The organism is Streptomyces sp. NPDC034049 (genome assembly GCF_055575575.1).
Map to the genome: position 1 here is coordinate 46,178 of NZ_JBVISJ010000024.1, position 21,644 is coordinate 67,821.

20 protein-coding genes are annotated in these 21,644 nt (G+C 73.3%); 5 read left to right on the forward strand and 15 right to left on the reverse strand.

Annotation, left to right across the window (positions count from 1 at the left end; genetic code table 11):
* Nucleotides 1–51: 51 nt before the first annotated feature.
* The 9 genes from ACZ52C_RS39625 to ACZ52C_RS39665 all read right to left on the reverse strand — a co-directional run bounded on the left by ACZ52C_RS39625 (nucleotide 52) and on the right by ACZ52C_RS39665 (nucleotide 10,624).
* Nucleotides 52–846, reverse strand: a complete 795-nt coding sequence (locus ACZ52C_RS39625; RefSeq protein WP_469079383.1) for a class I SAM-dependent DNA methyltransferase — start codon at nucleotides 844–846, stop codon at nucleotides 52–54.
* Nucleotides 843–2,105: an MFS transporter gene (locus ACZ52C_RS39630; protein WP_469079384.1), complete on the reverse strand. Its 1,263-nt coding sequence runs from the start codon at nucleotides 2,103–2,105 to the stop codon at nucleotides 843–845. The genes ACZ52C_RS39625 and ACZ52C_RS39630 overlap by 4 nt, the downstream gene beginning before the upstream one ends.
* Complete coding sequence (locus ACZ52C_RS39635; RefSeq protein WP_469079385.1) at nucleotides 2,089–3,174, reverse strand: mandelate racemase/muconate lactonizing enzyme family protein; 1,086 nt, start codon at nucleotides 3,172–3,174, stop codon at nucleotides 2,089–2,091. The genes ACZ52C_RS39630 and ACZ52C_RS39635 overlap by 17 nt, the downstream gene beginning before the upstream one ends.
* Nucleotides 3,171–4,259, reverse strand: coding sequence for a PLP-dependent cysteine synthase family protein (locus ACZ52C_RS39640; RefSeq protein WP_469079386.1), 1,089 nt, complete (start codon nucleotides 4,257–4,259; stop codon nucleotides 3,171–3,173). Before ACZ52C_RS39640 ends, ACZ52C_RS39635 begins: the two co-directional genes overlap by 4 nt.
* Entirely contained in the window at nucleotides 4,256–5,143 is an 888-nt protein-coding gene (locus ACZ52C_RS39645; RefSeq protein WP_469079387.1) for a Rossmann-like domain-containing protein, read from the reverse strand. Before ACZ52C_RS39645 ends, ACZ52C_RS39640 begins: the two co-directional genes overlap by 4 nt.
* Nucleotides 5,140–6,396 carry an ATP-grasp domain-containing protein gene (locus tag ACZ52C_RS39650; protein WP_469079388.1) on the reverse strand — a complete coding sequence of 419 codons (1,257 nt, stop codon included), beginning with the start codon at nucleotides 6,394–6,396 and terminating at the stop codon, nucleotides 5,140–5,142. The genes ACZ52C_RS39645 and ACZ52C_RS39650 overlap by 4 nt, the downstream gene beginning before the upstream one ends.
* A 172-nt stretch (nucleotides 6,397–6,568) precedes the next feature.
* The gene (locus ACZ52C_RS39655; RefSeq protein WP_469079389.1) at nucleotides 6,569–7,813 is read right to left on the reverse strand and encodes a vWA domain-containing protein; all 1,245 of its coding nucleotides are present in this window, start codon (nucleotides 7,811–7,813) and stop codon (nucleotides 6,569–6,571) included.
* Nucleotides 7,810–9,063, reverse strand: a complete 1,254-nt coding sequence (locus ACZ52C_RS39660) for an AAA family ATPase (protein WP_469079390.1) — start codon at nucleotides 9,061–9,063, stop codon at nucleotides 7,810–7,812. The genes ACZ52C_RS39655 and ACZ52C_RS39660 overlap by 4 nt, the downstream gene beginning before the upstream one ends.
* A 55-nt stretch (nucleotides 9,064–9,118) precedes the next feature.
* Nucleotides 9,119–10,624: a hypothetical protein gene (locus ACZ52C_RS39665; RefSeq protein ID WP_469079391.1), complete on the reverse strand. Its 1,506-nt coding sequence runs from the start codon at nucleotides 10,622–10,624 to the stop codon at nucleotides 9,119–9,121.
* A 358-nt stretch (nucleotides 10,625–10,982) separates the two neighbouring features.
* Here ACZ52C_RS39665 and ACZ52C_RS39670 point away from each other — a divergent pair, with 358 nt between their 5' ends.
* The gene (locus tag ACZ52C_RS39670; protein ID WP_469079392.1) at nucleotides 10,983–12,470 is read left to right on the forward strand and encodes an MFS transporter; all 1,488 of its coding nucleotides are present in this window, start codon (nucleotides 10,983–10,985) and stop codon (nucleotides 12,468–12,470) included.
* A 37-nt stretch (nucleotides 12,471–12,507) separates the two neighbouring features.
* On the opposite strand, the gene ACZ52C_RS39675 is transcribed toward ACZ52C_RS39670, so the two are convergent.
* The gene (locus ACZ52C_RS39675) at nucleotides 12,508–14,145 is read right to left on the reverse strand and encodes a cellulase family glycosylhydrolase (RefSeq protein ID WP_469079393.1); all 1,638 of its coding nucleotides are present in this window, start codon (nucleotides 14,143–14,145) and stop codon (nucleotides 12,508–12,510) included.
* A gap of 79 nt (nucleotides 14,146–14,224) precedes the next feature.
* Nucleotides 14,225–15,331 carry a GDSL-type esterase/lipase family protein gene (locus ACZ52C_RS39680; RefSeq protein WP_469079394.1) on the reverse strand — a complete coding sequence of 369 codons (1,107 nt, stop codon included), beginning with the start codon at nucleotides 15,329–15,331 and terminating at the stop codon, nucleotides 14,225–14,227.
* Between the two features lie 161 nt (nucleotides 15,332–15,492).
* On the opposite strand from ACZ52C_RS39680, the gene ACZ52C_RS39685 reads away from it, so the two are divergent.
* The 3 genes from ACZ52C_RS39685 (at nucleotide 15,493) to ACZ52C_RS39695 (ending at nucleotide 17,243) form a co-directional block, all read left to right on the forward strand.
* Nucleotides 15,493–16,356 carry a hypothetical protein gene (locus tag ACZ52C_RS39685; protein ID WP_469079395.1) on the forward strand — a complete coding sequence of 288 codons (864 nt, stop codon included), beginning with the start codon at nucleotides 15,493–15,495 and terminating at the stop codon, nucleotides 16,354–16,356.
* Nucleotides 16,357–16,473: 117 nt separating this feature from the next.
* Nucleotides 16,474–16,746: a hypothetical protein gene (locus tag ACZ52C_RS39690; RefSeq protein WP_469079396.1), complete on the forward strand. Its 273-nt coding sequence runs from the start codon at nucleotides 16,474–16,476 to the stop codon at nucleotides 16,744–16,746.
* A 176-nt stretch (nucleotides 16,747–16,922) separates the two neighbouring features.
* The gene (locus ACZ52C_RS39695; protein ID WP_469079397.1) at nucleotides 16,923–17,243 is read left to right on the forward strand and encodes a hypothetical protein; all 321 of its coding nucleotides are present in this window, start codon (nucleotides 16,923–16,925) and stop codon (nucleotides 17,241–17,243) included.
* Here ACZ52C_RS39695 and ACZ52C_RS39700 read toward each other — a convergent pair.
* Nucleotides 17,187–18,584: an RICIN domain-containing protein gene (locus tag ACZ52C_RS39700; RefSeq protein WP_469079398.1), complete on the reverse strand. Its 1,398-nt coding sequence runs from the start codon at nucleotides 18,582–18,584 to the stop codon at nucleotides 17,187–17,189. The two genes, ACZ52C_RS39695 and ACZ52C_RS39700, sit on opposite strands and share 57 nt — an antisense overlap.
* Before the next feature lie 239 nt (nucleotides 18,585–18,823).
* Between ACZ52C_RS39700 and ACZ52C_RS39705 the strand changes: the two genes are divergently transcribed.
* Nucleotides 18,824–19,795: a peptidoglycan-binding domain-containing protein gene (locus tag ACZ52C_RS39705; RefSeq protein WP_469079399.1), complete on the forward strand. Its 972-nt coding sequence runs from the start codon at nucleotides 18,824–18,826 to the stop codon at nucleotides 19,793–19,795.
* Nucleotides 19,796–19,846: 51 nt separating this feature from the next.
* Here the strand turns inward: ACZ52C_RS39705 and ACZ52C_RS39710 are convergent, their stop codons facing one another.
* Genes ACZ52C_RS39710 through ACZ52C_RS39720 form a run of 3 tightly spaced genes read right to left on the reverse strand, consistent with a single transcriptional unit; the run spans nucleotide 19,847 to nucleotide 21,590 of the window.
* Nucleotides 19,847–20,146, reverse strand: coding sequence for a tetratricopeptide repeat protein (locus ACZ52C_RS39710; RefSeq protein WP_469079400.1), 300 nt, complete (start codon nucleotides 20,144–20,146; stop codon nucleotides 19,847–19,849).
* The gene (locus tag ACZ52C_RS39715) at nucleotides 20,143–20,364 is read right to left on the reverse strand and encodes a hypothetical protein (protein ID WP_469079401.1); all 222 of its coding nucleotides are present in this window, start codon (nucleotides 20,362–20,364) and stop codon (nucleotides 20,143–20,145) included. The genes ACZ52C_RS39710 and ACZ52C_RS39715 overlap by 4 nt, the downstream gene beginning before the upstream one ends.
* 32 nt (nucleotides 20,365–20,396) lie before the next feature.
* The gene (locus tag ACZ52C_RS39720; RefSeq protein WP_469079402.1) at nucleotides 20,397–21,590 is read right to left on the reverse strand and encodes a hypothetical protein; all 1,194 of its coding nucleotides are present in this window, start codon (nucleotides 21,588–21,590) and stop codon (nucleotides 20,397–20,399) included.
* Nucleotides 21,591–21,644 lie beyond the last annotated feature (54 nt).

The following is a 21,644-nucleotide window of genomic DNA, read 5'->3' on the forward strand; positions in this document are numbered from 1 at the left end:
GGATCAGTGGGTCGGGGAGGGGCCAGTGAGTCGGGGAGGGGGCGAGGAGGGTCAGTGGGTGGGGGAGGCGAGGCGCGCGACGACGTGCAGCCGGTCCGCGTCCGCCGTGTCTCCCGGCAACCGGCCTTCCTGCCACGGCGGTTCGGTGCGCGGGCCCGGTCCGTCGTGCAGTTCGAGCACCTCGAAGCCGTGCGCGGTCAGGAAGTGGCGCAGCTCCTGCGGGAGCAACAGCCGCCAGGCGGACCGCTGTTCGACGGGGGGTGCCCCGTCGTCCGAGGTCCAGACGCGGACACGGCGCAGCAGTTGGGCGGTGCGGTCCACGGTGAGGGTGGTGGTGGACCGGTAGGCGGTGCCCTGCCAGGTGAAGGCGTTCACGGCCGGGGTGTCGAGCAGGTCGGTACGGCCCAGGAAGTAGGCGCCGTTGCGCATCTCGGCGACCAGCAGTCCGCCGGGTGCCAGCGCCCGACGGCAGGAGGAGAGGAAGCCGTCGAGTTCGGCGTTGGTGTGGCAGTACAGCGGGGAGCTGTCAAGGCAGACCACCGCGTCGAAGGCCGCCCGGCCCAGGTCGAAGCCGTGCAGATCGGCCCGTACGTAGGCGGGACCGGGATGCCGGGCGCGGGCGTGCGCGAGCATCGCCTCCGAGAGGTCGGCGCCGGTCACCGTACGTCCGGCCGCGTGCAGGTGGGCGGCGTCGCGCCCGGTGCCGCAGCCCAGGTCCAGGACCCGCCGCCCGGCCCCGTGGCGCCGCAGACAGTCCTCGGCCCAGCGCCCGGCCAGCCGATCGGGGTCGGGGAAGCGGGCCTCGTACAGCTCCGGGTTGTCGGTGAGGAGGTTGGCGTCCGTCATGCGCTGCTCTTCTCGCCGGCCATGGCGGGGGCGGCGGTTTCCGGGGTCGCGGGCAGCGCGCCCAGCCGGCGCAGCCAGCCGACACCGGCCGCCGACATCAGGCCGAACACGGCACAGCACACCCACGGCAGCCACGCGTGGCCGCCGCGCTCCCCGGTGTCCATGGCCCACCCGACGACGGTGTTGCCGACGGCGGCCGCGACGCCGGAGACCACGTAGAAGATCCCGAAGTACGTGCCGGTCAGCTCCGGCCGGCCGAAGCGGGGGATCAGCTCCATCACGAACGGCGAGGCGATCATGAGGCCCAGGTAGAGGAGCAGCGCGCCGAGGAGCACGGGTACGGCGGCGGTCCAGCCGGAGGCACCGAGCCCGCTCCCCAGGGCCGGCGGCAGGAACGCCAGACCGGTCACGGCGAGCCCGGCGCCGATCCAACGGGCCCGGTCACCGCGTGACTTGAGCGCCTTGGTGATGCGCAGCTGCAGCGCGAGGTTGGCGAGGGTGCCCACCAGGAAGACGAGACCGGCGGCCCCCTCCCAGCCGGTCGCCTCCCGGGCCCCGGCCGGCAGCAGCAGGTACAGCTGGTTCTCCAGGGTGAACATGCCGACCATGGCGAGCGCGAAGGCCAGGAAGGCCCGGTTGCCGAGCACCTCCCGCCAGTCCCCGAGGACACCGCCGCCGCTCGGCGCGACCTTCCGCGCCGGCAGGACGAGGGCCTGGGCGACAGTGAGGACGGCGAAGATCCCGGCGGCCGTGAGCGCGGACGTACGGAAGTCCACCAGCAGCAGGACGCTGCCCAGCAGCGGCCCGATCAGCGCACCGGTCGTCGCGAACACGTTGAACAGCGCGAACGCCTCCGCCTTGCGCTCCCCGGCCTCCTGCGCCAGATACGCCCGCACCGCCGGGTTGAACAACGCCCCGGCGAGCCCGCTGAGCACCGACGCGGCGAGCAGCACCGTCAGTCCGTCGCCGAGCGCGAACAGTCCGAACCCGACGGTCCGCAGGGCGCACCCGGCGATGATGACGCCCCGCGCGCCGAGCCGGTCCGAGGCGGAGCCGCCGATGATGAACAGGCCCTGCTGACTGAGGTTGCGGATGCCCAGGACGACGCCGACGACGGCCGCCGACATGCCCAGGTTCTCGGTGAGGTGCGTGGCGAGGTAGGGGATCAGCAGGTAGAACCCGATGTTGACGCCGAGCTGGTTGATCAGCAGCAGGCGGACCGCGAACGGGAAGCGGCGTATCTCATGCCACGTCCGCACGGTGCGCCTCCCCCGTCTCGTGGGCCGCGCGGAGCCGAACTCCGAGGCCGGGCGCGTCCGTCGTGCGTACGACGCCGTCGGTGCCGCCGATGCCGGTCCACGGGTCGTCGGCGAGCAGGAGGTGCCCGTCGAGGTCCACCCAGCGGGCGCGGTCGGCGAGATGGACGGCCGGGGCGAGGCCGAGGCTGCTGGCGGTGAGGCAGCCGAGCATCAGCTCGGTCCCGCTGCCCTCGATCAGCTCGGCGATCCGCAACGCCGCGTGGACGCCGCCGCACTTGGCGAGCTTGACGTTGACCCCGTGCACCCGACCCGCGAGCCGCCGGACGTCCTCCAGCCCCACGGCGTCCTCGTCGGCGACGACCGGCAGCGGGGAGCGTTCGGCGAGGGCGGCCAGCGCGTCCGGGTCGCCCGGGGCCAGCGGCTGCTCGACGGCCTCCACGCCCAGCTCGGCGAAGCGCGGCAGCAGCGTGTCCGCCTGGGCCGGCGTCCAGGCGCCGTTGGGGTCGAGGAGGAGCCGGACCCGGGGCGCGGCCTCGCGGACGGCCCGTACCCGTTCGACGTCGCTCTCGGGGTCGGGGGCCCCGGCCTTGACCTTGACGACCTGGAAACCGCTCGCGGCGAGGCGGCGCGCCTCGGCCGCGGCCCGGGCCGGCGAGCTGATGCCGATGGTCCGGGCGGTCGCGGCCGCAGGCGCGCTCGGCGCGCCCAGCAGACGGTGCGCCGGGGCTCCGGCCCGCTTGCCGACGAGATCGAGGAGCGCCGCGTCGACGGCGGCGGTCACGGCCGGGGGAACGTCCAGATCACCGGCGGGTCGGCCGCTCCGCAGGGCCTCCAGGGCGCTCTCCGGATCGGGGTACCGCCGCAGGCCGGCGGCGGCGTCCGCGAGGAGCCGGTCCAGCGTGTCGGTGTCGAGGCCGTAGTAGACGCTGGTGACGGCCTCGCCGTGGCCCTGGACCCCGTCGTCGTCCCGCACGGTGAGCCACACCGCGTCCCGTGCGGCCATGGTGGAGCGGGAGATGCGCAACGGCTCGGTGAGTTCGAGGCGTACGGTGCGCCGGCTTGCCTTCACAGTCTCTCTTCCGAAGGGGGGACGTCGAGGGGGTCGGCGACCCTGCCGCACCGCACCCAGCCGACGGCCTCGGCCGCGCGGGGATGGGGGATCTCGACGGGCCGCGCGGCGGCGGAGGCCGGGTCGAGGCCGTGGGCGGTGGCGAAGTCGTCGTCGAAGACGCTGCCGAGGTAGCGGTGCGGGCCGTCCGGGAAGACGGTGGCGACGACGGCGCCCGGGTGGACGCGGGCCGCCCAGGCGGCGACGAGCGCGACCGCGCCGGTGCTCCAGCCGCCGCTGACGAAGCTGCCGCGGGCCAGACGGCGACAGCTGTCGACGGCCTCCGCCGGGCCGACCCAGTGCACCTCGTCGAAGGCGTCGTAGGCGACGTTGCGGGGATGGATGCTGCTGCCGAGGCCGCGCATCAGCCTGGGCCGGGCCGGCTGGCCGAAGATCGTCGAGCCGGTGGAGTCGACGCCGATGAGGCGCAGCGCGGGCCAGTGCCGGCGCAGCGGGCCGATGATGCCCGCGCTGTGGCCGCCGGTGCCGACACTGCACACCAGGATGTCCAAGTGGTCGAGCTGCACGGCGAGTTCGGCGGCGAGCGAGGCGTAACCGGCGGTGTTGTCGGGGTTGTTGTACTGGTCGGGCCAGTACGCCCCGGGCAGTACGGTGAGCAGTTCCCGCAGCCGGGCGAGGCGTGCCGCCTGCCAGCCGCCCCGTGCCGCCGGGCGGTCCACCAGCTCCAGCCGTACGCCGTACGAGCGCAGCAACTGCCGCATGGACGGCTCCAGTTCGCTGTCGCCGACCAGCACGACCGGATGGCCGAGGGCCTGTCCGGCGAAGGCGAGCCCGATGCCCAGGGTGCCGGACGTCGACTCCACCACCGGTGCGCCGGGCCGCAGTTCACCACGCTCCCGGGCGCCCATCAGCATGGACACGGCGGCCCGTGCCTTCATCCCGCCGGCCGCGAGCCCTTCCAGCTTGGCCCAGAACCCCGGCTGCGGACCGGGCAGATCGGCGGTGATGCGCGCGAGCGGTGTCCGTCCGACGAGGGACAGCAGCTCCGGTCGGGCGACGGTGCGCAGGACGGTCGACGAGGTCACCGGCCCACCCCTGACACCGGACAGGACGCCGCACCGGCTGTCGCCGTGGAGCGGGGCTCGTCCTGGCGGTAGCGGTGCAGCGTGCCCGCGCCCGCGTCCAGCCAGAAGAACGGATAGGGCTCCGCGCACACCGCGCTCACCCCGTGCCCGAGGAACCGGGGCAGCACCGCGCTGCCCGTCTGCGCGAACATCACCAGCTGCTTGCCGTGTGACAGGGCGTGGCGCCGCAACGGCTCGAACGTGCCGTTGCTCAGTGTCATCCCGGAGACCAGCAGCGCGTCACAGCGCCCGGCCGCGCCCAGCGCGTCGGTGACGACCTCCTCGCCCCACTCGGTGACCCCGCCCTTCAGATCGCACGGCACATAGCGCAGTCCACGCGAACGCAGCGCCTCCAGAAGGGAGTTGACGACGCCGACGACGAGCACGGTCGCGTCCGGCGGCAGGTCGAGCAGTTCGACGACGGCCCGCGCCCGCGCCCGCGACTTCTCCAGCGACGTACCGGCCGGGAGGGGGTACGGCTGTGCCCCGTTCCCGGGGGTGTGCGGGCGGACGTGCATCAGATAGGCGTCCAGCGCGGCGACCCGCACCGGCGGCAGCGGATGGTCCAGGAGCCGGGCGACATCGGCGCCGACGCACGTGTCGATCGCCGCGTCCGGCAGGGCCCCGGGCTCGACCGCGCAGGACCCCACCGCACCGGCGAGACGCAGACTGAGCACCTCGTTGCGGTAGCCGGTGCCCCGCCCGTCGTGCCGCACGGCCTGCCGGGTCACGAACGCCACCGCGATGCGCAGCGTCGCGGGATCCGGGCCGAGCAGGCCGGCGCGGGCCCGCTCCAGCAGCTCGTCGTAGGTGACCGCCCCGGTCACCGGCGCGACGGTGCTCACCGGATCACCAGCCCGGCGCTCAACTCGGCCGACAGCGCCTCGACATGAGCGCGGGCGCCGAGGCCGGTGGGGTCCCCGGCCATGACGTGGCCGAGGTACTCGTTGTTGCTGCCGGCCGACCTGACCTGCCGGCCCGGCTCGGCGAGCTGCACCTCCAGCACGTTCTCGGCGTCGGCGAGGTCACCGCCGTCCAGGGACACGAGGGTGCCCGAGGTCTCCGGCACCAGGAAGGCGACGGCGGCGCTGCGCAGGCCGGTCTCCCGCCGCCGCAGGTCGGGTGCGCGGCCGAGGGCGACGTCCACGGCGGCCGCGGCGAGGTCGATGCCGGTGACGTGGCGGACCAGTTCGGTGATGCGGTTCCCGGCGGGCCGGGGGTTGACCTCGACCACCCGCGGGCCGTCCGGGGTCAGCTTGATCTCGGTGTGGGCGACGACGCCGTCGGTCAGCCCGAGCGCCTTGAGCGCGCCCAGCGCGGTCTGTTCGGCCGCCTCGGTGTCGGCGCCCGTCAGCGCGGCGGGGAACATGTGCCCGGTCTCGATGAACGCGGGCGCCCCGCCGACGCTCTTGTCGGTCACGCCCACGACGTGCGCCGCTCCCGCGTGGGACACGGTCTCGACGCTCACCTCGGGGCCGGTCAGCAGCTCTTCGAGGAGGACGGCGGGCACCCTCCGCTGTCCGCGGGCGTTCAGCGGGAAGTCCGCCAACGCCCGTACCGCTGAGGCGAGTTCGGCCTCGTCGTCCACTCTCCGCACATACATGCCCGCACACAGGTCGACAGGTTTGACGACCAGCGGGTAGCCGATCTCCCGTGCCGCGCGGGCGATGTCGGCCCACTCCTCGTGGAGGGCGAAACGGGGTCCGGGCACACCTGCGTCGGCGAGGACCCGGCGGGTGGCGTCCTTGCGGCAGGCGTCCGCGACGGCCTGCGGGCCGGGCCCGGGGAGTCCGAGGTGCCCGGCGATGCGGGCCACTGTCGGCAGGTAGTAGTCGCAGGAGGAGATCACCCCGTCGAAGCCGAACACCGCGTGCAGGCGCTCGGTCTCCGGCAGCAGGGTGTCGAGGTCGTTGGTGTCGGCCGTGACCACGTTCCGCGCGCCCAGCAGCGGATGGGACGTGCCCTCGGGGGCCGAGCGCAGATAGTGGTGCAGGTCGCGGGTGAGGAACGTGAACTCGTGTCCGCCCTCCCGGATGGCCCGTGGGAGCAGCCTGCTCATCGATCCGACCCAGCTCTCGACCACCAACAGATGAGCCACAGCTCCCCTTTTCGTGCGGTGCGTTCAGGCGTCAGGGCAGCCCGACGGCACCTCGACAAGGAGGTGCCCGGCTTGACATGTGCACCTTATCGATAATCGTTTTCATTGTCATGGGGGGATCGTGGCGGATCGTGAAGGAAGCCGGGAGCGGACGCCGAGGTGGGTCTCCGGCCTAACCGATGTGGACCACGCGGGCCCAGTCGGGCGGTGAGTCCGGTACGTAGTCGGGGTCGTCCTCGTCCCACGTGGTGTGCTCGTGGTGCCGGGGGAACAGGCCGACCACCGTCCGGCACGGGGGCCGGGAGTCGGGCCAGGGGGTCTGGCCGTCGGTGAGGACCACGACGACATCGGGCCTGGGGTGGCTGCGGAGCGCCTTGGCGAACCCGGCGCGCAGGTTCGTACCGCCGCCGCCCAGGAGCGGGATGCCCTCCGCCCGGCACAGCGGATGGGCGATCCGGGCCGCCGCGTCGCACGGCACGACGGTGACGAGGTCGCGCCGCCCTCCCACGGCCCGCGAGATCGCGGCGACCTCCAGCAGCGCGCTGCCCAGCTCCGCGTCGCTGACCGACCCCGAGGTGTCGATGATCACGGAGACATGGGGCGGGCGGCGCCGCAGGCTCGGCAGCACCGTGCCCGGTACACCGGCGGAGCGCCGCGAGGGCCGGCCGTAGCTGTAGTCCTCACCGGCGCCCGGCGCGGAGGCCGCCGACCGGACCGCCGCACCCAGCAGCGCCCGCCACGGCTGCGGCGGATGGAACGCCTCGTCCGCCCAGCGCTGCCAGCCCTCGGGCGCGGACCCCGGACGGCCCTTGATGCCCTGGGCCACCCGGAACCGGACCGCGTCCCGCTCCTGCTCGCTCAGGGCGTGCGCCCCGTCCGGACCCAGCTCCCACTCCCGCTCCAGACCGTCGGCACCGCTGCCGCAGTCCAGCCACGCCAACTTCATGGTGCGGGCACCGAGCCGGAACTCCCACAGGTAGTCCTCCATCAGCTGTCCCGTGGGCAGCTTCAGGGACGACGGCAGCACGGCCCCCGCGGGCGTGACCAGTCCGTCGCCGAACGCGTCGTCGTTGATCTCGCAGTCGGCGGCGATGTTCATCCGCAGCCGGTCACCGGGGCCGGTCAGGTCCCGTTCCCTGGCGACCCGGTCGCTGCGCCCGTGATGGTCCCGCAGCAGATGCGACACCTCGTGCACCCACACCGAGGCCAGCTCCTCCACCGGAGTACGGTCCACGAAGCTCGGCGAGACGTAGCACCGCCAGTACCGGTCCACGCCCATGGTGGGCACCTGCCGGGACTCGACGGTGTGCAGCGCGAACAGCGCCGTCGCCAGATACGGCCGGGCCCGCGCCGCCTGGAGCCGGGCGGTGAAGAGCTTGTCGAGGTCGAGGGTGCCCTCGTGGCCGGCGGTGCTCATCGGCGGACCTTCGTCGCCGTCTTCACACGGGCCGCCGCCTCGTCCGCACGCCGGGAGAGCAGGACGACCCCGGCGAGGTTCTCGATCTCCGTCGGGACGTCCCAGTCGTCGCGGCGCAGCGAGGCCAGGGTGGTGGCGGGGACGACCACCAGGTCCGGCGCCCCCGTCTCCAGTGCCCGGACCAGCACCGCCCAAGCCGCGTCCCAGCGCGCCCGGTCCGGCCGCGACCGCACCGCCGCCACCACCCCGTCGAGCACCGCCTGGCGCAGATCCCCGCGCTGGGGCAGTTCCTCCGCCTGGGGGTCGGCGAGCAGCACCTCGGGATCGGGCAGGTCCAGCCGGTCCAGGGCGGCCAGCAGCTCCAGTCCGGGACCGTCGCCCACCGTGCCCCTGACCAGGAGGGACAGCACGTCGCGCGAGACACCGGAGGCGGTCGCGAAGGCGATCAGACGCAGCGTCATCTCCCAGCTTCGCGGCGACGGCCAGGGCCCGCCGCGCCGGCTCTCGCTGTTCGGCAGCTGATGCACCAGCTTGGGGCGCGCGGCCAGCAGTGTGCACACCGCGCGCCGGGCGAACTCCACCGCCTCCGCCAGCCGTTCCGGTGCCAGCCGCGGCAGGGTGGCCCGCGGCCAGGTTCCCCCGAGACCCCGCACGACGACCTCGTGGTCGTGGGTCCACTGCAGATGGACGAACCGGTTGGCCAGCGGCGGGCTCAGCTCCCAGCCGTCGGCCGCCGAGGACCTGGGGTTGGCGGCGGCCACGATCCGCACCTCGGGCGGCAGTTGGAGCGTGCCGATCCGGCGCTCCAGCACCAGCCGCAGCAGCGCGGCCTGGACGGCGGGCGGCGCCGTCGACAGCTCGTCCAGGAACAGCAGCCCCCGGCCGGCCCGCACCAGGCGCACCGCCCAGTCCGGCGGTGCCATGGGGACGCCCTGCTCGGCGGGATCGTCCCCCACGATCGGCAGGCCCGAGAAGTCGGACGGCTCGTGCACGCTGGCGATCACGGTCGTCAGCGGGAGATCCAGGGAGGCCGCGAGCTGTGTCAGCGCGGCGGTCTTGCCGATGCCCGGCTCACCCCACAGCAGGACGGGCAGGTCCGCGGCGACGGCCAGGGTCAGCGCCTCCAGCTGGACGTCGGGGCGCGGTTCGGTGGTGGTGGTCCGCAGAAGGCTCAACAGGTCGGCAGCCACGTCGAGTTGGGAGAGCGGGACGGTGTCGGAGGGCATGGCGAAAGGAGCGCGTGTGGGCATGTGTGATCACCTTGGGGTGTAGTGGGCTGAAGTCGGACGCGCGCGAGGTGCGCGGTCAGAAGAAGGTCGCCGTCCGGGGACGGCGCTGACGGGAGGGGCGACGGCCGACGTTGGAGCGGACCCGGCCGGGCAGGGGCTCGGCGAGACCGGCGCGGTAGAGGCCGTAGGCGATCCTCCGCTGTGCGGCGGACTCCAGCTCGTCCCGCAGGGGGCCGTCACGCAGGACCGCCTCGGGACCGAGGAGCCCTTCGACAACCGCGAGCGCGCCGTCCACGTCCCCGTGGTCCAGCCGTTCGCGCACACCGGACAGACAGTCCGGACGGCGATGCGCCTCGTCGATGGCCCGCAGACAGGGGAGCGGGGTACCGGTCAGCGCGACCAGCAGTTCCTCGCGCCGGAGTTCGGCCGGGTCGTGGTCGAGGGCCACCAGCACCCCGCCGACCAGGCCGATCCGATGACGCTCTCCCCGGCACTCCACGATCCGCGGCTGCCCCGCCCGGTCCGGCGCCTCGGCCGGAGCCGACGGCACATGATCCGGTACGAGCGCCGACGCGACCAGCGGATGCAGCCGCCCGGCGTCGATCACCCCGGCCCGGATCAGCTCCAGGTCCGGCAGCACCCAGGTCGCGGCCTCGGGCAGCACCGGCAGCGCGCCGAGGGCACCGTCGTCGCCGTGCACGGCCGTGATCCGCGGCACCGCCGGCCGGGTGCCGTCGTCCGCGTCCGGGTGGACGTCCTCGGCCGGGCCCCGGCCCCTGACGGTGTCCGGGCCCAGGTCCAGCAGGAGCCGCCGTCGGGCGCCGCATCGTACGAGGACGGAGCCGGTGGACCGCCCTTCGGCACGCAGCACGATCTCCGCTTCCGCCGCCCACCGCCCCACGTCACCACCGCGCTCCGCCGCCCACGCCCACAACTCGTCCGAAGCCGTCGGCGGCGTCGGGTGCGCGCCCGGGTGCGGGAGCGAGTACGCGTGTGGGTGCGGCGGTGGTGCGCCGGTGGCGGCCGGACGGTCCGCTCCGGCACGGGCCCGCAGTTCAGGGGCCCTGCGCGCATCCCAGAGATGGCGGTGCAGATCGAACCGGTGACGACGGCTGGGCCGTGGATGCGGATGACCACGGGCGTCGGGCCCGGACCGGGAACCCTCCCACACGGCGAGCCCGATCCGCTGACCGGCGTCCGCCCAGGCCGGCGGAGTGCGGGCCACCAGATGCACGGGCCCCGGCCCGGCACCGCCCGCCGCCCCGTAGGTGGCCAGGGTGAGGGTCAGGCCCGGGCGCAGCAGGCCGTCGGGGGCGATCCGCGGCATGTGCCACCGCAGCAGGTCGGGCGCCAAGTGCCGTAGATCCGCCCGGACTCGGGACACCAGCGCCGAGCCGTGACGGCCGGCCAGGGAACGCAGGTCGAAGTCGATGTCGACGGCTGCGGCGGCACACGCACCGGCCCAGTCGCCGACGGCACGGCGGGCGGCCGCCGTCTCGATCATGGAGGGTGGCACGGCGAACTCGCGCACGCGCAACCAGAAGGAAAGCCGGGGATCCCCGTTCGCGACGTCGGTGAGCATCAGCACTCACCTTGCGCGGACGGGACCCCCATTCTGCTGAGGGAAGGAGTAGTCATCGCGGGGATCGTAACGCCACCCCGCTCCCTTGCACACCCGTTTTTCGATCGGGTGCGCGATCGGGTGCACCCGCGCAGCCTTCCGACACCCCGGACGGGCCGGCGTTCGCGCCGCCGCCCAAGTGGTGCGGGCACGGGTGGCGGCGTACGGTCGAACAGTGAACGCGGCGGTGGGCGCGACCGTCCGCCGCACCCTGCCTCGGTGACACGTCACCCTGCCTTTGCGACACGTCATGAGCGAATCGCAGCCGACCTCCCCAGCGCGGACCACCACCCCGGAATCAGGTGGTGGCGGAAGCGCGATGGCGCTGTTCGTCATCGCCTCGTGCCAGTTGATGGTGGTGCTGGACATCACCATCGTGAACATCGCGCTGCCGGACATCCAGCGGTCGCTGGACTTCTCCACGACGAGCCTGGCGTGGGTGGTGAACGCCTATACACTCACCTTCGGCGGGCTGTTGCTGCTGGGTGGACGGGCCGGCGACATCCTCGGCCGGCGGCGGGTGTTCATCTTCGGTGTGCTGCTGTTCGTGCTGGCCTCCCTGCTCGGCGGTCTCGCCCAGAACGAGGCCCAACTCCTCGCCGCCCGCGCCCTCCAGGGCGTCGGCGGCGCCATCGCGTCCCCGACCTCGCTGGCACTGATCAGCACGACGTTCCGTGAAGGACCCGAACGCAACCGGGCGTTCGGGGTGTTCGCGGCCGTCTCGGCGGGCGGCGGCGCGATCGGGCTGCTCGCGGGAGGCATCCTCGTGGAGTGGCTGAACTGGCGGTGGGTGCTGTTCGTCAACGTGCCGATCGGACTGCTGATCGCGCTGGCCACGCCCCGCTGGATCAAGGAGTCCGAACGCCACCCCGGTCACTTCGACATCACCGGCGCCCTGACCTCCACCCTGGGCATGGTGCTCCTGGTGTACGGCTTCATCCGGGCCGCGCAGGAGGGCTGGCGGGACGGGCTGACGCTGGCGTCGTTCGCCGGAGCCGTCGTGCTGCTCGTGGTGTTCGTGCTGGTGGAGCGGCGGTCCCGGCAGCCGATCACCCCGCTGCACATGTTCGCCGACCGCAACCGTGCCGGCACCTACGGGATCATGCTGTGCCTGGCCGCCGCGATCTTCGGCATGTTCTTCTTCCTGACGCTCTTCACCCAGAACGTCCTCGGCTTCAGCCCGCTGGCCACGGGCTTCGCGTTCCTGCCGGTCAGCGCGGTCATCGCGGTCGGCGCCGGACTGACCTCACGGTTCCTGCCCGTGTACGGGCCCAAGCCGTTCATGGTGGTGGGCGCGATCCTCGCGGCGGCCGGCCTGGGCTGGCTGACCCTGACCGACGTCCACTCCACCTACGCCGGCAGCGTGCTCGGGCCGATGCTCGTCTTCAGCCTGGGCATGGGCATGGAGTTCGTGGCGCTGACCCTGATGGCGCTCTCCAATGTCACCCCCGCGGAGACCGGCGCCGCCTCCGGGCTCCTCAACGCCACCCAGCAGGTCGGCGGTTCCCTCGGTCTCTCCATCCTCGTGACGATGTTCGGCACGGCCAGCACCAACGAGGCCGAGAAGCAGGTCCCGGACTTCCTCTCCCAGGCGACCCCCGCCGAGCGACTGGAGTTCCAGCGGACCGGGCAGTTGCCGCCGCCCTGGTCCGACGAGGTGCTCACCGCGGGTGTCTCGGCCGCCTTCGTCATGGCCGCCATCTTCACCGTGATCGCGGCCCTGATCGCCGTGCTGGCCATCCAGGTCCGGCCCTCGGACCTGGAGCGGCTCAAGGGCGGGGCGGGCCCCGGCGCGCCACCTGGCTGAGGCGCGGTACGCCGGCGCACTCCATGCCGCCTGCATGTCAACTCGACGTGCAGGCAGCCCCGTTGAGCGTGAACGCGGTCGGTGCCGGGTTGGTGGAGCCACGGGTCGCGGTGAAGCCGAGGGTCACCGAACCCGACGCGGGGATGTTCGCGGTGTAGGTGGCCGCGGTGACGGTCACGTCCGCGCCGGACTGGGTCGCCGTACCGCCCCAGAGGTTGGAGACGCGCTGACCGCCGGCGAAGGACCAGCGCAGGGTCCAGCCGTTGATCGCCGAGGTGCCGGTGTTGCGGAGGACGAGCTCGCCCTGGAAGCCGCCGGACCACTCGCCCGTCACCCGGTAGCCGACGGCGCAGGCCGCGGTGGAACCGCCGGAGGACGTCGTGAGGGTCACCGTTCCCGAGCGCGGCGAGCGGTTGCCGGCCGCGTCACGGGCGTAGACGGCGAAGGTGTACGACGTCGCGGGAGCCAGGCCCGTGAGTGTGGCGGAGGTGCCCGTGGTGGTCGTCGCGGCGGACTCGGACGTGCCGTTGACACGGACCACGTCGTAGCCGGTGACGCCGGTCGCGTCGGTGGCGGCGGCCCAGGTCAGCGTCGCCGACGACGAGGTCACCCCGGAGGCGGCCGGGGTGCCGGGCGCGGTCGGGGCAGTGGTGTCCCCGCCGGAGGCGGAGTAGATCGCGGCCTCCTTCGAGGTGGCGGCGATGCCGTTGGCGCCGTTGAAGAGGCGCTGCCCCCAGTCGGTCAGCTGGTTCGGGTCGAAGCCCGTGACCATGTCCAGGTACTCGACGCCGCCGCCGTTGCCGCTCCAGGACCAGCCGAGGTAACCGAGGCCGAGGCGCTGGGCGGTGGCGAGGATCGCGTCCTCGTCGGGGTTGCCGTCGGAGTGGTCGTGCCCGAACTCGCCGATCACGAGGGGGAGTTTCGCGGCGACGAACCGGTTGAGGTAGTCGCTCACCTCGGCCGCCGTGTCGAAGACGCCGTACATGTGGATGGAGAAGACCGTGTTGGCGTCCGGGTCGGCGGCGAAGACCGACGCCGCGTTGTCGCGCATCGTGAACGCCCAGTCCTGGCCCCAGTTGGGGGCGTCGACCATGAGGGTGTGACGGAATCCGGCGGCACGCAGCTTCTGGATGGCCGCCTTGGTGTCGGCGGTCCAGCCCGCGTAGTTGTTGTTGCCGTACGGCTCGTTGCCGATGTTGACGATGACGTGGTCCTCCTGGCCGGTGAGCGCGCTCTGCACACCGATCCAGTAGTCGGCGGCCCGCGACAGCGTGACGGCCCCGCTCTGTTCGCCGTAGCCAGTGGTGTCGTGCACCTCCAGGACACAGATGAGCCGGTTGCGCTTGCACTGCGCCACGACGTTCGCCACGTCGGCGGTGTCGTTCCGGGTCCAGCGGTCACCGCTGGCGAGCACCACGCGGACCGTGTTGGCGCCCTTGGCCTTGATGTGGGCCAGTGCGCCGATCTGGTTCGGATACCAGGTGTGGGCGTGGTTCACGCCCCGCATCACGAAGTCGTTGCCGGAGCGCTCCAGCAGGCGGCCGTTCTCGACGCGGAAGCCGGCGGGGGCGGCCTGCGCGGGTGAGCCGGACATCATCAACAGGGGCAGGAGCAGCCCGAGGAGGGCTGCGGCGACCGTGGCCGCACGGCGGACGGTCGGCGTACGGGATCTCATCGCGGCTCCAGACGGGGTGGGGGGAGAGCGGTGCGGGGCCGGGCGTGTCGTGCGGAGGGGCGTCCGACGGGCACGGCCGTCACGGAGCGGCGGCGGTCCGCACCGTGCAGGTGACGGTCGCCGACGGCGTCCCGGTCGTCGACGGGGTCTCGGCGATGAAGCCGAACGTGGCGCGGGCGCCCGGAGCGAGCGTGCCGTTCCAGCCGGCGTCGGAGACGGTGGCCGTCCCGTCGGCGGCCGAGCCCAGCGTTCCGTTCCAGACCTGGGTCAGCCGGGCCCCGCCGGCCAGTCGGACGGCCGCGGTCCAGCCCGGGACGGCGGAGGCGGACGTGTTGGTCACCGTCACCTCGCCCTGGTAGCCGCCCTGCCAGACGTTGGTGGCGCGGAAGGCCGCCGCGCACGAACCGTTGCCCGGGTCACCGGGATCGCCCGGGTCTCCCGGCTCCAGCAGCGCGCTCAGCGCCGGATACCAGCGAGCGGCGATCTTGTCGTCACCGGCGGCGTTCGGGTGCACTCCGTCATAGGTGTCGGCGGCCGTGTCGAAGCCCGTCCACTGGTCGACCACGGTCACCGGCGAACGGCTGGTGGTCGTCGCCTGTGCCCAGGCCGGGATCCGCGCGTTGAAGTCGACGACGCGCTGCGCGCAGCCCGTGCAACTGCCGGGATTCATGGGGATGATCTGCGCGACCAGGATCTTCATGTCGGGGTTGGAGGCCCGCATCTGCCCGACGAGCTTGGTGTAGGCGGCGAGGATGCGGTCGGGGGAGATGCTGCTCCAGACATCGTTCGTGCCGAAGTGCATGACAACGATGTCCGGAAGGGTCGCGGCGAGTCGTCCCGGCAGCAGGTTCTGGTCGGCCACGTTGGTGACGAGTTCACCGCCGTGGCCCTCGTTGTCGCCGTCGTGCGGCTGTCCGCAGCCCTGGGGGCCCAGCGTGCCGACGAAGTCGACGTCCGTGTAGCCGGCGTTCTGCAAGCGGTTCCACAGAACGGCCCTCCAGCAGCCGGGCGAGCCGGTGATGGAGTCGCCCAGCGGCATGACGCGCACCGGGTCCGCGGCCGTCTCCCGCGCCGTGGCCGCGGTGGCCGGCGGCGCGAGGGCCATCGTGACGGGGAGGAGCAGCGCGGCCAGGAGGAGGCCGAGCAGCGGAGGGATCCGTGAGGAGGAGTGGCGGGTGCTGCGCATGTTGTTCCCTTCCCTGGTGAGATGGGAGCGCTCCCAGGGGAACATGCCACTCTTGTCAATCACGAGTCAAGATGCGTGCGCCCAGTGGCCTGATTCCCGTGCGGCCAGAGGGAGTTGACCCTTCTGGAAAGGAGCTCCGGCACCGGGCGCCGGACCACTGGGTGGCGCCGTCCACCACCCGCGCCGGGGACGCCCGGTACACGGCGTACTTCCGTGAGGACCTCGCCGAGGGCTATGTGTACGACAAGGTGCCCGACGGCGCCCCCGACGACGGCGTCTACTCCTGCCCCACGGCCACCGGGCCGGTGTACCACCTCACCGCCTTCCGTGAGGGCCGTGTCCCCGCCGACCTCACCGGACGGGTCCGGGACGCCGGGCTCGCGCGTACGGAGGCGCGTTGCACCGCGGCCGAGCAGTCCGGGGCCTTCGACCGGCCCTTCCCGCTGAAGGCGAAGTCCGCCATCGCGACCGTGCGGGGCGTCCCGGCCGGCGGACGCCGCGTCAACGTTCCCTCGCCGGGCACCCGAACCGAGTTCTTCACCGCGTCGAAGGGCGTCGCCTGGGCGCAGGAACTGCGGTGGAGCCGGCAGAACGCGGACGGCCTCGACCCGCTCGAACACCGTGCGCTGTTCACCGAGCCCCAGGTCTTCCGGCCGGGTCCCCGCACCGAGCACTGGAACCGTCCGGCGGGCACTCCCGCGCTCGCGGCCGACGGCCGGCAGCTCACCCGGACCGGCGACACCGTCACCGTGGACCTGCCGCTGGACGGCGACTCGGACCCGCGGCACCTGTTCACCTACGACGACCTCTACGCCGACTGCACCTACACCCTCAGCCGCGACGGCCGGCAGCTCGCCAAGAGCCGGGACGGTGCCGAGGAGTTCCCGCGCGACACCGCGCTCGCCGCCTGGGACGTGCCGGCGGACACCGGCGCGTACACGCTCAGAGCCCACGCCGACCGCTCCCGGTGGAACAACGTGAGCACCGAGGTCGAGGGGGTGTGGACGTTCCCTCCGGCGGGATGAACTCGGGGCGGGTCGCCGACGGACGGACGGCCGCGTTGCCCCTGACCGGGGTGAGCTTCGCGCCGCCGGTCGACCGGTGGTCGCGGGCGGCGGACGGCGGACGGCCGTACGGTGGCCGTGCCGTTCACGATCCGGCGGACGGGGGACCAGGCGCGGGGCACGGTGCGTGCGCTGACCGTCGAGGCGTCCTTCGGCGGCGGTGCGACCTGGCGGCGGGTGCCGGTGAGCGAGAACCGGGCGCTGACAGCGCATCCGGCGCTCGCCACGCTGCCCGCCGAGCACATCGACCGCAACGGGCACGGATATGTCAGCCTCAGGGTCAAGGGCGCCGACCGGGCGTCGACCTTCGAACCGACCGTGAACAAGGCGTACAGACTCAAGAAGTTCTGACCCGGTGAACCGGTGGACCGATGGAGGGCCGTCGCGCACCCGCGCGGCCCTCCATCGGTGTTTCATGCCGCCGCGTCCCGGCGACAGGCGGTACCGGGCGCCCTGAGTATCTCGGACGGGGCGACTGAGTATGTGGTCGGATGCCCGGCGCCCCGGCCCGGTGATGCACTGTCGTCATGGACACGCACACCTCGCGCCCACGCCCCCTCCGCCAGGTCACCGCAACGGCCACCGCCACCGGTTCGGCCCTCGCGGTGGTGCTGCTGCCGCTGGTGGTCGGGGCGCTGGTGGCGCGGACGGCCGGCGCCGACCCGATGGCGTCGGTCAACGCCCTGATCGCGGGCGGCGGCGAGCGCGCGAAGCTCTCCCGGAGCCATCTGCCCGTCCTGCGGGACATGCGCTCGGCGCCCCGCAGGGTGGGCGCGCGGCTGACCCGGCGGCTACTGGCCGGGCGTGAGGACGTACGTGTTGAGGTTCCCGACGGTCGTGAGCGGTGACGGTGAACCCAGCTCGTAGCGGTCCACGGCGAGGTAGTTGGGCTTCTTGCGCGCGGCCGGGGTGCAGAAGTTCTGCGCCCGGTTGCCCAGTTTGGCGTTGTCCGTCTCCGCCGTGCCGCTGATCGTGTAGTCGCGGAAGTGGTTCATCACGAACAGAGGACGGAAGGCGGACGACTCCGTGGTGAGCGGTCTGGCCGTGCCCCAGCGGCTGTAGCAGGACCAGTCGGAGCCGCCGAGCCCGCCGCCCATGGACCAGTAGTTCTCGACGGTCCACTCGCGCTGGTACATCACGCCGAAGGTGTCACGGGTGACGTACCCGGCGGAGGTGTCGCTCGCGCGGGTGCGGTCGCTGAAGATCAGCAGCTGCTTGCCCCGGGCCGCGAGGTCCGCCATCCTCGGCCAGCCGCTCGTCGCCACCCCCTCCTGGTCCGGGCGGTACAGCACGTCGGACAGGCCGCTCACGTCGGCCAGCGACGACTTGAGCACGTCGGAGGAGGTGTAGTCCTCCAGGAAGACAGTGACGAACTGGCCCGGGTTGGCCTTGAGGAAAGTGACCATCCGCTGGAGGTCGGTGGCCAGCGGGACCGGACTGCTCACCCCGTCACAGCTGTTGTGGCAGAGCATCGCCCGCCCCGACACGGTGTAGGCGTCCAGCATGAACCCCCGGACCCCGTCGGTGAGTTGTTGGCTCACGCCGCGCGCCTGGTTGGGGAAGAGGCTGACGGGGAACGAGGCGAAGTCGCCGTCGGCGCCGTTCGCGTAGGCGTTGTGCGAGGTGAGGAAGGAGACCTGGTCGAGGGTGCGGGTGTCGGCGGAGGGCATGGCCGACGTCGCGTAGGAGACCGGGGTGAGGTGCCAGCGGGCGTAGGAGCCGCTGGATCCGAGCTGTACGAGGGAGGCGTCGGAGGACGTACCCGTCAGGTACTGCGAGGTGCCCGGTACGCCGATGGTGTACGTGCCGTTCCCGGCCTCGGTGACCGTCCACGTGGTGCCGTCCGCTCCGCAGTCCGCGGTCACCGCGGAGGTGCCGCCGCGGCCCAGGCAGATCCCCGACCGGTCGGCGCTGCGCAGCTGGTGGCCACCGGAGACCGCGACGGGCGTCCACTGCTGGTGGTCCTCGTTGCCCTTGGGGTTGTGCGCGGCGACCGTACCGCCGCTGTCCGCCGCGTTGAGGCCGGTGACGGAGTTCTGTAGGTACACCGCGTACGTGGGGACGGCCGCCGTGGCGGGGCCCGGGAACGCGACGGGCACGCCGAGCGCCAGCGCGGCGACCGCGCCGAGGGCGCGGGCGCGGACACGCGGGCGGGAACGGGGACGGGGGCGGGGACGGCTCTGACTCACGGGGTTCCTTCCACTCCGGGCACACCGGGCGCGGCGCGTTTGATGTCAGAGGCATGACACACCGAAGGCCGGGTCGTGCACCAGACCCGACGCAAGAAGTCCTCATGGGCGTGAACGCGCCGTTCTGTGGCGGGACTTGAGTCAGCCTCACTCCCTGGTTCGGGTTTCAAGCAATTCTTGGCGATTCCGTGGAGAAGATCTGTTTGAATTCTGAAAACCCGTTCGAAGAGAGACCGCGCGTGAGTGAACCGACAGCCCCCGTCTGCCCACGATGCGCGACGCCCCGGGCGGCGGACGGCACCCCGGCCTGTTCCTGCGGCCGCCTCGCGTCGGAGGCTCACCGGGACGTCCGGGCGGCACAGGCCGAGGCCGTGGAGGACTTCGACCCGGTACGCATACGCCCGTTCGTCCAGGTCGGAGGCGACGGCGAGCCGCACGGCACACCGCACATGGAGGGCGGGCCGCGTGGGGCCGCGGAGGAGGCCGAGGCGCCGGCCGGCGAGCAGGACCTGGCCGATGAACGGGACGTCGCCGACGAACGGGTCGGGGCGGGGGAGCCCGTCGCGCGCGACGCGTCCACCGCGGACGACGCACAGCTCTCGGACGGGCCCGCCCCGGGTGGTCGGCGGCGGCGCAGGGTCGCGCTGGCCGCGGGAGTGGGCGCCGCCGCGGCCGCCGTCCTGGTGACGGGCGGGATCATCGGAGGCCTCTTCTCGTACGAGGCTCCCTCGCGCGACGGCTCCGGCACCGACGACATCAGGGGCGGCCTTCCCGAGGCGGCGGGCGCCCAGGAGGCGTCGCGGTCGGCGACCCCGTCCCCCACGGGCTCCACGGCGTCCCCGTCCGGCACCGCGAGCGCCTCGCCGGAGGCCGCCCCGACCCCGACCCGGACCACTCCCACCCCGTCGGCCGGCCCGACCAGGGCCCCCTCCGGCAGCGACACCACCGTGACGGCGGCCCCCGCGCCGACCGCCCCCGACGGGCCGCCGCCCGTCCTCGGGCTCGGCGACCGGGGCGCGGAGGTCACCGAACTCCAGCTCCGGCTCCGCCAGGCCGGCCTCTACAACGGCGACGCCGACGGCGACTACGACCGCGAGGTCGAGAGCGCGGTCCGCGGCTACCAGCTGACCCGTGTCCTGCTGGAGGACGAGTCGGGCGTGTACGGCGAGACCACCCGCGCCGCCCTCGAATCCGAGACCTCGGAACCATGACCCCCACCCCCGGGCCACGAGCCGACGACCGGGGCGTGAGCGCGGCCGGCCTCACGGGGACGCGGCGGTGAGGTGGCGGCGGGCCTGGTCCGCCGTCTCGCCGTGGGGGGACTGCTCGGCGATCTGCTGCCAGACGTCGCGGGCCCGGTCCACGCCCTCGGGATCGTCACGCGCTTCGAGGGCCAGGGCGAGGTGGGCCCACTGAGAGGCATGGCCGCCGGAGTGCTCGACGGCGTCCTGGAGGAGGTCGACGGCCTCCTCCAGACGCCCCTGGCGATAGGCGACCCAACCGCAGGCGTCCTCGCACAGGGCCATCCGGCCGGGCTCCAGCACCTGCCGCGCACTCTTCACGAGCGCAGTGCGACGATCGCGTCGTCCGAACGGCCCAGCAGATCGAGGACGTCGGCCAGCTCCTCGTGCATCCGGGCCTCCAGGTCCGCGCTCAGCGACGCCTCCAGCGTGGCGTCGACCAACTCCTCCCGCGCCCGCTCCAGCAGTCCGGCACGCTCGTCGCCCTGCGTGGTCTCCGCCCGCCGGCGATGGGTGACGGCCAGTTCGAGGCGCGCCAAATCCCGCTGCTCCCCGGCCGGGAGCAGCTCGATCAGCCGCAGCAGTTCTGCTCCGCCAGGTCGTACTGGGCCCGCTGGTCGCGGTACAGCCGCGCCAGCGTGAACCGGGGATACGCATACAACGGCGCCGGCTTCAGCGCGTCCCGGCACTCCCGCACGGCGTCGCCGGCCCGCCCCTGCGGTACGTACACCGTGGCGCGCCCCGCCAGGGCCCGTGCCCGGGTGGGCAGGTCCGAAGGCTCGGCGGACAGCTCCGTCAGCCGCTCATGGCCCCGGCACCCCGAACGGTAGCGGGGGCACACGGTCTTCGGCGGCCGGTCCAGGACCGCGTCGTACTGCCCGCCGGCCCGCCGGTAGTGCTCCGCGGCCGACTCCCGGTGGTCGGCGTCGGACAGCGAGTCGCCGAGGGCAGCGAACGCGTCGCCCAGATCGACGTTCCACTGCGGCGGTGCCTCCAGCCCCGCCGGCAGGCCCTCGCGGACCGCGCGGGCCAACTCCTCGACCGCCACCGCCCAGTGGTGACGCGGCCGGTCGGAGGGCCGGATCAGTCCGGCGAGCGCGCCCTGCAACACCCCGATCTCCCGTGCCGCCAGGGCGATTTCGGGAGCGCGGGCGCCCGGAGCGGCCCGTAGCGACGCGATCTCGTCCAGTGCCTCCCGCAGCCCGCCCTCGTCGAAATGCTGCTGCGCCTCCCGGGCATGGGCCAAGGCCCGCGCCCAGCGCAGCATGAAGGGCTTCCTCCGGACCGGTGCCGCACCACGCGGTCGGCTTCGCCACGATGGCCCCCGTCGGTCCCGCCATGGCCGTCGGCCTCGGCATGGCCGCCGGTCGCGCCACGATCGTCGGCCTCGGCACGGCCGCCGTGCGGCGACGGCCATTTTCGGGGCCTCGACGTCGGGGTTGCTCGGCCTGTTCGAGCGCGGCTCTGGCGAGCTGGATGCGGGCGGGGCGAGCGTCGGGTCGAGGGTGACGGCCTTCTGCCACATCAGCGTGGCCGCGCTGCGCACCACGGCCGAGGCCCGGAGCCCGATGTCAGTGCGGATGCGCCGGTGTTCGCGGTAGACGAGCCCGAGGTCGTGATAGGCGGCGGCGTAGCCGGGGCTGTGCGAGAGAGCGGCGCGGAAGTGCTCCCCTGCCGCGTCGAGATGGTGCGGCAGGCCTTCGCGCTGGAAGCGCTGGTAGCTCTCCAGACCGTCCACCAGACGCTGGAAACCGTCGACACCCACGTCGGCGCCCGACTCCGAGGCGCCGGGCCGGCCTCGGAGAGGTCCTGGATCACC